This window comes from Sorangium sp. So ce367 (genome assembly GCF_051520455.1).
In the GTDB taxonomy this organism is placed as follows: domain Bacteria; phylum Myxococcota_A; class Polyangia; order Polyangiales; family Polyangiaceae; genus Sorangium; species Sorangium cellulosum_B.
In genome coordinates, this window is the sequence record NZ_CP150334.1 from 6,953,227 (window position 1) to 6,965,584 (window position 12,358).

Below are 12,358 nucleotides of genomic sequence, written 5' to 3' on the forward strand. Positions count from 1 at the left end.
CCTGTGAACGCCATTCCCGCCTGCTCCGATCACGGGGCTTCGTCCCGTTACGCAATCATCGAGGTCCTCTACGAGGGTTCAGACACCCTTCTTTACCGAGCTGTACGCGAGGGCGACGGCCGTCACGTGGTGCTCAAGGTCCTCCGGCACGATCACGCGAGCCCCCGTGCCCGCGAGCGGCTGCGTCACGAGTACGAGGTCGCCCGGGCGCTCGAGACCACGGCCATCGTCAAGCCCTATGCGCTCGAGATGCTTGGCGATCAGCCGGCGCTGGTCCTGGAGGATTTCGGCGGCGTGTCGCTCGATCGGCTCCAGCAAGGGCCGATGCCGCTCGAGAGCTTTTTCCCGCTCGCCGTCCGCTCGGCGGAGGCGCTTGCCGAGGTGCACCGGCATGGCGTCGTCCACAAGGACATCAAGCCCCAGAACCTGATCCTCCAGCCCGCGACCGGCGAGGTGAAGATCACCGATCTGGGGATTGCATCCCGGATACCCCGCGAGCTCCAGCACCTCGAGCACATCGGGCTCATCGAGGGGACCCTGGCGTACATGGCCCCGGAGCAGACGGGCCGGATGAACCGCTGGATCGACGAGCGGACCGATCTTTATTCCCTTGGCGTCGTCTTCTATGAGCTGCTGACCGGCAGCCTGCCGTTCCGGGCCAGCGATCCCGTCGCGTGGGTCCATTGCCATATCGCCCAGAAGCCGCCGCCGCCGCACGCGCTCGTCCCCTCGATTCCCCCGCTCCTGTCGGAGGCCGTGCTCAAGCTGCTCTCCAAGGCCGCCGAGGAGCGTTATCAGAGCGCGGCCGGCCTGCGGCACGACCTGGACGAGTGCTTCGCGAGGTGGCGGGCGAGCGGCGCCATTCCGCCCTTTGCGCTCGGGCAGCGCGATCTCTCCGACCGGTTCCAGGTGCCGCAGCGGCTGTACGGGCGCGAGCGCGAGGTTACGGCGCTGCTCGCCGTGTTCGAGCGGGTGGTGACGCAGGGCCGGCCAGAGCTCGTGCTCGTGTCGGGCTACTCGGGCATCGGCAAGTCATCGCTCGTCGCCGAGCTGCACCGGCCGATCGTGAGGGAGCGGGGCTTCTTCCTCTCCGGCAAGTTCGATCAAACCGCGAGGGACATCCCCTACCGCGCTTTCCTTCAGGCGTTCCGGGCGCTCTTGCAGGAGATCCTGGGCGCGAGCGAGGAGCAGGTCGAGCGCTGGAGACGGCGTCTGCGGGAGGCCCTCGGCGAAAGCGGAAGGCTGCTCGCCGACGTGCTCCCCGAGCTCACGCTGCTCCTCGGTCCCCAGCCGCCCGTGCCCGAGCTTCCGCCCGCCGAGGCCCAGAGCCGGCTGCACGCGACGCTCCAGCGCTTCGTCGCGGCGTGCGCCCGGAAGGAGCACCCCGTGGCGCTCTTCCTCGACGATCTGCAGTGGGCCGACGCGGCCAGCCTCCAGCTGCTCGAGCAGCTCGCCACCTACGCCGGGGCCGAGCATCTCCTGCTGATCGGCGCGTACCGAGACAACGAGGTCGGCCCCGCGCACCCGCTGCGGCTCACGCTGGCCGAGGTGCGGAGGCGCGGCGCCGCCGTCTCCGAGCTCGTCCTCGAGCCGCTCTCCGCCGCCCACGTCGCGGCGCTCGTCGCCGAGGCGGTCCACGCGCCGCACGCGCCGCACACGCCCACAGAGCAGGTCGAGCCGCTCTCGCGGCTGGTCTACGAGAAGACCGGCGGCAACCCGTTCTTCGTGCTCCAGTTCCTGATCGCGCTGCACCAGGAGGCGCTCATCACCTTCGACGCGGACGAGGTGGCTTGGCGGTGGGACATCGCCGCGATCCGCGACAAGGGGTTCACCGACAACGTCGTCGAGCTGATGACGGGCAAGCTGAAGCGGCTGTCGGTCCCGGCGCGGGAAGCGCTCACGCTCGCCGCCTGCCTCGGCAGCAGCCTGGACCTCGACACGCTCGCGGTGGTCGCAGGCCATCCGGCGGAGCTCCGCGACGCGCTCGAGGAGGCCGTGCGGGAGGGGCTGCTCCTCCGCCGGGGCTCTGCCTATCGATTCCTCCATGACCGGGTACAGCAGGCCGCATACTCGCTCATTCCGGCGGGACAGCTCGCCGAGAGGCACCTGGGGATCGGGCGGCTGCTCCTCTCGGCACAACGCGCGGAGGAGCGCGACGACGCGCTCTTCGACGTCGTCGGCCACCTCAACCGCGGCGCCGCGCTCCTGCGTTCCCAGGCGGAGCGGGACGAGGTCGCCGCGCTGAACCTCCGCGCCGGCAGGAAGGCCAAGGCGGCCGCGGCCTTCCAGTCCGCCGCCGCGCTCTTCGCCGCGGGCCTTTCGCTGCTCGCGCCGGCCTCCTGGGAGGCGCGGCACGAGCTGACCTACGACCTGACCTTCGAGCGCGCGCACGCCGCGTACATCACCGGCGCCTTCGACGAGGCCGAGCGGCTGCTGGAAGAGCTCCGCGATCGCGCGAGGACCCGGCACGAGACGGCCGCCGCCGCCGCGCTCGTCGCCGCGCTGAACGTCACCCGCGGGCACTACGCCCGCGCGGTGGAGATCGGGCTCTCGTGCCTCCGCGCGTGCGACGTTGGTCTGCCGCTCCACCCCACCGACGCACAAGTTGAGAAGGAGACCGAGAGCGTCTGGCAGGCCCTGGGCGATCGGGCCATCGAGGACCTGATCCATCTGCCCCCCATGACGCACCCGGAGATCAAGATCACGATGGGCGTCCTGCAGAGCGTGTCTCTCCCTGCGTTCTTCGTGGACCTGAACCTGTACAACCTCGTCGTCATGCGCATGGTCAAGCTCAGCCTGCGCCACGGCAACGCCGAGCCCTCCGCTGTCGCGTACGCCGCCTTCGCGATGGTGATCAGCTCGAGATTCGGGCGATATCAGGAGGCTTACCTGTTCGGCAGGCTCGCCCAGGGCCTGGCGGACGGGAGCGGCCTCCTGACCACGAAATCGGTGGTTGTCGTCCTCTTCGGACACCATGTCGTCTTCTGGACACGCCACTACAGAGAGACGTACCCGTACACGCGTGACGGCTTCAGCGCCGCGGTCGAGTCCGGTGACCTGAACATGGCGTGCACCAACTGCATCTGGGCCGCGCTGTTCCCGCTGCTCTCTGGCGAGCCGCTGGAGGACGTGCTTCACGAGGTCAAGGAGCGCCTCGGTTTCGTGCACAGGGTCGGTTACACGTTTGCGCACAACGCCCTCCTCGGCGGACACGCCATGATCCAGACGCTGCGCGGGAGGCCGGTCCGCTTCTCGATGCTGGACGGGTCCGAGCTGGATCCGCCGGCCTTCGAGGCGCGGCTGGAGGAGGCTGGGAAGCTGGAGGCCGCTCGCGACTTCTATTACAGCTTGAAGGCGCAGGCGCTCTTCGTGCTCGGCTCTCCCCGAGAGGCGCTGGCGGCGGCGACCCGCGCGATCGCCGAGCACCCCCCGAGGGTCGTGCCGCACGCGGTCATCGCCGAGAGCTTCTATTATCTCGCGCTCGCGCTCGCGACCCTCTTCAACGCGCCGCACGGCGCGCACGAGGCGCAGCCGTCCCCGCTGGGGGCGCTCCCCGAGGCGCTCCTCGACTGCGAGCGGCAGCTCGGCGCGTGGGCCAGGAGCGGCCCGGACAACTTCCTCCACAAGCACGCGCTGGTCCGCGCCGAGATCGCCCGGCTCCGGGGGCACGAGCCGGAGGCCAGCCGGCTTTACGAGCAGGCCATCACATCGGCGCGGGAGGCCGGCTTCGTCCAGCACGAGGCGATCGCCTCCGAGCTCGCCGCGGAGTTCTACCGCGCGCGCGGCCTCACCACGCCCGCCGACAGCTACCTGCGAAAGGCACGCGCTGCCTACTTCACGTGGGGCGCTCACGCCAAGGTGGAGCAGCTCGATCAGCGTTATCCCCACCTCGCCCCGCGCAAGCCGATCGCCCCCACCATCACCTTCGCGGTGCGAGCCGAGCAGTTCGACGTCCTGTCGGTGGTGAAGGCCTCGCAGAGCATCTCCGGTGAGCTCAAGCTCCCGCGGCTGCTCGAGACGCTGCTGCGCACCATGGTCGAACACGCGGGCGCCGAGGAGGGGCATGTGCTCCTGCTCCGGGAGGACCGCCTGTCGACCGCGGCGGCGATCGAGGCGCCCGGGGGCGCGGTACGGCTGCTCGGTGCGGGCGAGGCGCAGTCGGCTGCGCTGCCAGAGGCCGTCCTCAACTACGTTCGCCGGAGCCACGAGCGCGTGCTGCTCGACGACGCCGCCGCCCGGCACCCCTTCATGGAGGACGAGTATTTCCGGCGCAAGCGCTCGAGATCGGTGCTGTGCCTCCCGATCATGCGCGAGGCCCGGCTCATCGGCCTGCTTTACCTGGAGAACAACCTCGTCACCGGCGCCTTCACCCCCGGGCGGCTCAGCGTCATCGAGCTGCTCGCCTCGCAGTCGGCCATCTCGCTCGAGAACGCCATGCTCTATGCGGATGTCGAGCACGAGAACGTTGAACGGCGGCGGGCGGAGCGGGAGCTCCGGGAAAGCCAGGCGACGCTGCAGGCCATCGTCGACAACTCGGCGGCGTCCATCTACCTCAAGGATCACGAAGGCCGGCACCTGCTCGTCAACCGGCACGTGAGCAACAACCTGCGCCTACCGATCGCGGAGATCCTCGGAAAGACGGTCGCCGATCTCTTCCCTGGTCCGGTCGGCCAGACCATCCACGATCACGACCAGAAGGTGCTCGAGGCAGGCGCGCCGATGGAGTGGGAGGAGACGGTGCCGCTGGAGGACGGGCTGCACACCTTCCTGTCGGTCAAGGTGCCTTTCGGCGAGGGGCCCACGCCTCGGACGCTCTGCGGCATCTCCACCGACATCACCGAGCGCAAGCGGGCCGAGCAGGCCGAGCGCTTCCTCGCCGAGGCGAGCCGCAAGCTCATGGCCCTCGGCTACGGCGCGACCCTCGAGACCGTGGCGCAGCTCGCCGTGCCCGAGCTGGCCGATCATTGCGTCATCGACGTGGGCCTCGCTCACGGCGCCCCGGGACACACGGTCACCGCGGGAATGCCGGCCGAGCTCGCTGACGCAGTGAGAGACGCGCTGCGGCCCCTGGCGGCGACCTCGCCGGACCGCGCCGAGGTGGGCGACGTCCGCGCCGCGCCCCTCCTCGAGCAGCTCGGCATTCACGCCTTCCTCCGGATTCCGCTCCTCGCGCGCGACCGGCGCTTCGGGGCCATGACCCTGCTGGCGACCGCGCCCCGGCGCCGTTACGGCCCCGCCGACCTGTGGCTCGCCGAGGAGCTGGCGAGCCGCGCCGCGCTCGCGCTCGACAACAGCCGTCTGTTCACCGAGGCCAAGGAGGCGATCGAGCACCGGGACGAGTTCCTCCTCGTCGCCTCGCATGAGCTCAACACCCCGCTGACCTCGCTGAAGATACAGGCTCACCTCCTCGCTCGGCTGCTGCCTCGCTACCGGCGCGCGGAGGTCGCCCCGGAGCGCATCGACGCCGCGCTCCAGCTCCTCGATCGCCAGATCGCGCGGCTCGGCCACCTGGTCAACGAGCTGCTCGACGTCACGCGGCTGAACGCCGGGCGGCTGGCGCTCGCGCCCGCGCCGGTCGATCTGGCGGCGCTGGCGAGCGAGGTCGTCGAGCGGATGAGCCAGCAGCTCGCCGACGCCCGCTGCCCGATCCAGCTCGACTTGGACGAGCGCGTGGTCGGGGACTGGGATGCTTCTCGCATGGAGCAGGTCCTCATCAACCTCCTGTCGAACGCGATGAAGTACGGCGCGGGCAGGCCTGTTCTCGTCGGCGTGCGGAGGCAGGCCCATCGCGCGCTGCTGGTCGTCCGGGATCAGGGGATCGGGATCGCGGAGGCCGATCAGGGCAGGATCTTCGAGCGCTTCGAGCGCGCGGTGTCGGTGCGCAATTTCGGCGGCCTGGGCCTGGGGCTCTACATCACACGCTCGATCGTGGCGTCGCACGGCGGAACCATCCGGGTGGAGAGCAAGCCGGGCGCGGGCGCGACGTTCGTGGTGGAGCTCCCGCTGAACCCGCCTGAGGCGGAGGAGCGCGGCGCCGCGCCGGCCTAGCGAGCTGTGCGGAGCCCGGTCGGGCTCCAGCGCTATCAGGCGGCGCTGGCGGCGGGTCGCCTGGCACGGCGCTGGACAGGCGAGCGAACGTTCGCTAGATTGCTCCCCTCGATGTCCGTCCCTCGCGCGCGCTCCCTACGCCCCTGCCCAGGCCTACGGCCCGGGGGCCTTTGCGCGCGCTGCTGACGACGTCGTTCCTCGCAGTACGGCCCCCTCGGTTCTCTTGGTCCCGGTGGGGGTCCTCCGCCTCGTCGTCGTGTCGTGACGACTCCCATCGCTAGCTTTCAGGGAGTCCTGTCATGTCCACGATGCCTGTCCACAAGTACAAGCCCTTTCAACCCATCCACCTGCCCGATCGCCGCTGGCCCAGCCGCGTGATCGAGAGGGCGCCGCGCTGGTGCAGCGTGGACCTGCGCGACGGCAACCAGGCCCTGGTCGAGCCCATGGGCCTCGAGCGCAAGCTCCGCATGTGGCACGAGCTCCTGCGCATGGGGTTCAAGGAGATCGAGGTGGGCTTCCCCAGCGCGTCGCAGCCCGACTTCGACTTCGTGCGCTGGATCATCGACCAGGGGCTCATCCCGGACGACGTGACGATCCAGGTGCTCACCCAGGCGCGCGCCGAGCTGATCGAGCGCACCTTCGAGGCCATCCGCGGGGCGCGCCGCGCCATCGTCCACCTCTACAACTCCACCTCCACGCTCCAGCGGCGCGTGGTGTTCGGCCTGGATCGCGCGGGCATCACCGAGATCGCCGTGCGGGGGGCGCTGCTGGTGAAGGAGCTCGCGGCGCGGTCGCCCGGGACCGAGGTCGCGCTGGAGTACTCCCCCGAGAGCTTCACGGGCACCGAGCTCGATTTCGCGAAGGAGATCTGCGAGGCCGTGATGGACGTCTGGGAGCCCACGCCATCACGGAAGATCATCCTGAACCTGCCCGCCACCGTCGAGATGTCGACGCCCAACGTGTACGCGGATCAGATCGAGTGGATGCACAGGAACCTGAAGCAGCGCGACAGCATCGTGCTGAGCGTGCACCCGCACAACGACCGCGGCACCGCCGTGGCCGCGGCGGAGCTGGCCGTGATGGCGGGCGCCGACCGCGTCGAGGGCACGCTGCTCGGGAACGGCGAGCGCACGGGCAACGTCGACGTCGTGACGCTGGCGCTCAACCTGATGTCCCAGGGCGTGGATCCCGAGCTCGAGATCCATGACGTCCAGTCGATCAAGGAGACGGTCGAGCACTGCAACCGCCTGCCGGTCCACCCGCGCCACCCGTACGTCGGCGAGCTCGTGTACACGGCCTTCTCCGGGTCGCACCAGGACGCGATCAAGAAGGGGTTCAAGGCGCTGCGCGAGGGCGGGAGCCCGCTCTGGGAGGTGCCGTACCTGCCCATCGATCCGCAGGACGTCGGGCGCAGCTACGAGGCGGTGATCCGCGTGAACAGCCAGTCGGGCAAGGGCGGCGTGGCCTACGTGCTCGAGCACGACCACGGCTACGCGCTGCCGAGGGGGCTCGCCGTCGAGGTGAGCCAGGCCGTGCAGCGCAGGGCGGAGCGGACCGAGGGCGAGGTGCAGAAGGCCGAGATCCTGGCGATCTTCGAGCGGGAGTACGTGAACCGCGCAGGGCCGCTCCGCGTCACCCGGCACAGGCGCGTCGGCCAGGGCGCGGACGACCGACACGAGTTCCACGTGCAGATCCGAGGCGTCGCCCACGTGCTGAGCGCCGCCGGCGGCAGCCCCGTCGAGGCGCTCGCGAGCGCGCTCTCGCGCCACACGGGGATCGCGATCGCGGTGGACGAGCACGCGGCGCACGCGCTCCCGAGGAGCGCCGGCGACGAGACGGCGGCTTATGTGGCCATCTCGGTCGGGCGCAAGCGCAGCTTCGGGGCGGGGACGCACGGGGACGCCGACATGGCGTCGCTCGCCGCCGTGGCGTCCGCGTGGAACCGCGCGCGGCCGGCGGATGCGGCGCAGCTCACGGCGGCGGCGGAGTGAGCGGGCGCGCGGTCGCCAGAGCTTGAAGGAGGCGCCCGCGCAGCGAGACGAAGCGCCTGGACGCGCGCGCGCGCGGTGCTACCCTCGCGCGCCGACGGCGGAGCTCCTCCGGCAGGTCCTGCCGCGCGGCCACAGACGGCAGATGCGGGAACCAGCAGGGGCGACGTTGCAGACGCCACGTTCCCCTATGATGCCTTCTCCCCCACGCCGCATCCCGAGCTCGCGCCGCGTCCCGAGCTGCCGCGGACACGCACCTCCGGCGCCTCGCTCCAGCGCGCGAGCGGTGGGACCTGGGCAGGGTGCGCCTGCGGTGCCGGGCGTATCCGTCGAGCTCTGGAAGCAGGACTGGCTGCCCTGGAACACAACGAGACAATCAAGGTGAGTGAATGAGCAAGGTGGAAAATCCGGCACTGAGAGGGTTCAACCCCGATCCGTCGATCGTTCGCGTGGGGGACGATTACTACATCGCGACCTCGACGTTCGAGTGGTACCCGGGCGTCCAGATCTCCCATTCGAAAGATCTCGTCAACTGGCGGGTGGTCGCGCGGCCGCTGGAGCGGTACTCGCAGCTGGACATGCGCGGCAACCCCAACTCCGGCGGGATCTGGGCGCCGTGCCTGACCTACGCGGACGGCTTGTTTCACCTCATCTACACGAATTCGCGACGCTGGGCGGGGGCGTTCAAGGACGTCCACAACTACCTGGTCACCGCGCCTTCCATCACCGGTCCGTGGTCGGAGCCCATCTACCTGAACAGCTCGGGGTTCGATCCTTCGCTGTTCCACGACGACGACGGCCGCAAGTGGCTCGTGAACATGGTGTGGGATCACCGGCCGGGCAACAACCCCTTCGGCGGGATCTTGCTCCAGGAGTACAGCCCGAAGGAGAAGAAGCTCGTCGGTCCGGTGGAGAACATCTTCCGAGGCACCGCGCTCGGGCTCGTGGAGGGGCCGCACCTCTACAAGCGGGATGGCTACTACTACCTGCTCACCGCGGAGGGCGGCACGTTCATCACGCACGCCGCGACGGTGGCCCGCTCTCGCTCGATTCACGGCCCTTACGAGGTCATGCCCAACAATCCGCTCATCTCCAGCGCGTCCCACCCCGAGCTGCTGCTCCAGAGCGCCGGTCACGGTAGCTTCGTGGAGAACAAGGACGGCTCGTGGGCGTTCGCGCACCTGTGCCGTCGCCCGCTGAAGAATGGCCGGTCGACGCTGGGACGCGAGACGGCGCTCCAGGGGATCACCTGGGTCGAGGGGTGGCCGCGGCTAGCTTCGGGCGGGCAGGTTCCGCTGGACGTCTACGAGGGGCCCAAGCTGGCTCGCCACGAATGGCCGAAGACACCCGAGCGCGACGACTTCGACACGCCCGCGCTGAGCATCGAGTGGCAGTCGCCGCGCGTGCTGCCGGCAGACGTGAGCAGCCTCGCCGCCCGGCCCGGGTACCTGCGCCTGATCGGGCGCGAGAGCATCACCTCGAACTTCGAGCAGAGCCTCGTCGCGCGGCGCCAGCAGGCCAAACACGTGCAAGCGACGACGTGCATGCAGTTCGCCCCTCAGCACTTCCAGCAAATGGCGGGCCTCGTTGCGTTCTACAGCACGGACTCGTTCTACTATCTCTACGTCTCCCGGGCGGACCACGCCGAGAAGGCCCTTTCGATCATGAAGTGCGAGCGCGGGAACCTGACGTTCCCGGTCGAGAAGGAGTACGTGCTGGACGGGGTGGAGAACATCTTCCTGCGGCTCGAGATCAAGGACGAGCGGATATCGTTCTTCTACTCCCGGGACGGCGTCACCTACCACGTGGTGGGGTGGGAGCACGACGCGTCGATCCTGTCGGACGAGCACGCGATCCCCTGCGGGTTCACGGGCAATTTCGTCGGGATGGCGTGCCAGGACCTGGCCGGCACACGCCTGCACGCGGACTTCGACTGGTTCGACTACCGCGAGATCGGGTAACGTCCGGACGGGGAGACAGCCCAAGAAGTCCCCTGAAATTCTTCGAGAAATTCACAGGGAGGCGGGGAGGCGGGGAGGGAAATCTTAAATACTCCCTGACTCCCCGCCTCCCTGTTCAATTTCTCCGCTGAAAAGGGCGGCTAATAGGCCTGCTCCGGCGCGCGCTCCTTGCCACGGAGGTGGATCTGGAGCGTCAGCATCCACGCAGTCGGCGCCGCGACGAGCACGTGCGGCGACGGCTGCGGGGGCGCGCTGTCCTTCACGAAGCTCGAGGCGTAGACGTACTGCGCGTCGTAATACTGCAGGCCCAGGAGGTTCGTGCCGTTCAGGGCGAGCTCCATGCCGCGCCAGCCGACCGCCGCGACGGCATCGAGGCTGACAGCGTCCTTGCCGTCCCGCCCGCCCGGGAGGGAGCGACCCGCCATGCCCTCGACGCCGGCGCCCACGCGGACCGTCACCTCCTTGCCGGAGAGCCGGCCGACGACCCCCGAGGCGAACACGTCGTCGCGCAGGACGAACGCCGGCGCATAGGGCACCGGGTCGCCGTCCGCGAAGCGCGCGTCGGAGCCGGTAAAGCGAGCGTGGGTGTACGTCCCGCTCAGGTGCGCGCCGAACGGGCCGGAGCGCGCGCTCATCACGACCTGCGCGCCAGCGCGCACCGACGGCGGGGCCTCGACGTGCTGCCGGGACGCCGCGTCGAACACGCGGTCATTGCCGAGCCACGAGCCGAACCCCACGGCCGAGCCCTGGAAGGTCTTGCCCTCCTTGAGCCGAACGCCCGCCTCGACGCTGCGCACCCTGGTGAACGGTACGCGCTCGCCCTCGTCGAGGTCGCGCGCCTGCGGGGAACGGAACCCCTCGCCGTAGCTCGCCACGAGGTGCACGCCGCCGCTGACCGCGATGTCGGCCATGGCCTTGCTCGACACGACGAAGCCCTGCGCGGTGCGCTCTAGCCCGGCGTTGCTCGTGCGATCCCGCACGCCGTACGAGAGCGAGTCGAGGCGCGCGCCGCCGCGGACGACCACTCGCTTGATCGGGTAGAGCGAGAGATCGGCATACGCGGCCACGTTCGTGGCGTCGATCGTCGCGTCGACGAGCGCGGCGTTCCTCGTGCCGTCCTCGAACAGGCGCGTGTCGGTCTGGTCGACCGTGTCCACGCGCGCGTAGGCGCCCATCTCGATGGAATCGCGCTTCGAGGTGATCTCGACGCCATGGCGGTAAAGCACCGTGAGGCCGAAGGTCGAGGCGTCGTTCACCATCTCGCTGTCGTCGCTCCGGACGATCGGCTCGCCGGCGAGCTGGTCGAGCGCGTACCCGGTGAGGTTCTGGTGAAACGTCGTCTTGGTCTTGCCCGCGAAGCCGCCGATGCCCATCGTGCCCTCGCCGAGGCTCCACAGGACATCGGAGCCGACGAGCGCCTGCAATGTCCTATCGCGGCCGAGCGGCCGCTGCGCCGCGTAGGGGGCGGCGCCCCGCTCGACGGGGCCCTGCGGCAGGTAGCCGGGAAAGTCGAAGCGCGCCGAGCCGATGGCCACCGTCGCGCGGAACTGGACCTGGTTGGTGCCCCCGCCGAGCTGCCCGACGAAGGAGCTGCGCTCGCCGCCGCGCACGCCGCCCGGCCCGTCCGTGGCGTCGGTCTCGAAGGCCGCGAACGTGTCCATCATCTCGTCGTGCTCGGGCGCAAACGCGATGAGGACACGCCTCGTCCCGAAGGAGCCGACTCCCCCCTTCAACCAGAAGCCCGGCGCCTCCAGGCCGAGATCCATGCGGAGCGAGCCGGCGACGCCGAAATCGCCTTGCCTGGGATCGTGAGGGCCGCTGGCGATCCGGACGGAACGGACCACCTCCGGCATGATGAGGCGCATGTCGGCATATCCAGGAGCACGGATGTGCGAGACCTGGTTCATCGGGATGTTGCCGGCGAAGATCTCGACGTCTTGACCCGAGGTGCCGTCGAAGCCGCGCAGCGACAGGTGCGGCGCGCGACCGGGCAGGCCGCGATCGCTCATGAAGACGCCCGGGAGGACCCGCAGCACGTCGGCGCCCGAGCCGTGCGGCGCCGCGGCGAGGACCTGCGCGTCCGCCTCGACGTCGGAGGCGCTCCGGGCCGGCGACTTCGCCCGCACCCTCACCTCGAGGGGCTCGTCCTTGGGGGCACAGGCGTCGATCTCTGCCTGGGTCGCCGCCTCACGGACGCACCGCTCGTAGCTGTCGGCGCGGGCCACCGACGGCCACAGCGAGGCATGGAGGAGCGGGACGGCGACGGCCAGCGCTCCTGTCGGCCCGAGCCGCCGTGATGGCCATCCCCTCGAGCCCCGTCCTTCGCGGTGCCTCATGAGGCGATGATACAGACAACGAGGC

General features: G+C 70.0%; 4 protein-coding genes. 3 read left to right on the forward strand and 1 reads right to left on the reverse strand.

Going from position 1 to position 12,358, the window contains the following annotated elements; all coding sequences use genetic code 11:
• The first annotated feature begins 3 nt into the window (after positions 1-3).
• The 3 genes from WME97_RS26425 to WME97_RS26435 all read left to right on the forward strand — a co-directional run bounded on the left by WME97_RS26425 (position 4) and on the right by WME97_RS26435 (position 9,997).
• The gene (locus WME97_RS26425) at positions 4-6,048 is read left to right on the forward strand and encodes an AAA family ATPase (protein WP_437541156.1); all 6,045 of its coding nucleotides are present in this window, start codon (positions 4-6) and stop codon (positions 6,046-6,048) included.
• A 299-nt stretch (positions 6,049-6,347) separates the two neighbouring features.
• Positions 6,348-8,039, forward strand: coding sequence for a 2-isopropylmalate synthase (gene leuA / locus WME97_RS26430; protein WP_437541159.1), 1,692 nt, complete (start codon positions 6,348-6,350; stop codon positions 8,037-8,039).
• Positions 8,040-8,425: 386 nt separating this feature from the next.
• Positions 8,426-9,997, forward strand: coding sequence for a glycoside hydrolase family 43 protein (locus WME97_RS26435; RefSeq protein ID WP_437541162.1), 1,572 nt, complete (start codon positions 8,426-8,428; stop codon positions 9,995-9,997).
• A 140-nt stretch (positions 9,998-10,137) separates the two neighbouring features.
• Here the strand turns inward: WME97_RS26435 and WME97_RS26440 are convergent, their stop codons facing one another.
• Positions 10,138-12,333, reverse strand: a complete 2,196-nt coding sequence (locus WME97_RS26440) for a TonB-dependent receptor (protein WP_437541165.1) — start codon at positions 12,331-12,333, stop codon at positions 10,138-10,140.
• Positions 12,334-12,358: the final 25 nt, after the last annotated feature.

Excerpts from the sequence above, each read along its gene's own strand:
- leuA (WP_437541159.1), top strand. The coding sequence starts at position 6,348 with ATGTCCACGATGCCTGTCCACAAGTACAAGCCCTTTCAACCCATCCAC.
- WME97_RS26435 (WP_437541162.1), top strand. The coding sequence starts at position 8,426 with ATGAGCAAGGTGGAAAATCCGGCACTGAGAGGGTTCAACCCCGATCCG.
- WME97_RS26440 (WP_437541165.1), bottom strand. The coding sequence starts at position 12,333 with ATGAGGCACCGCGAAGGACGGGGCTCGAGGGGATGGCCATCACGGCGG.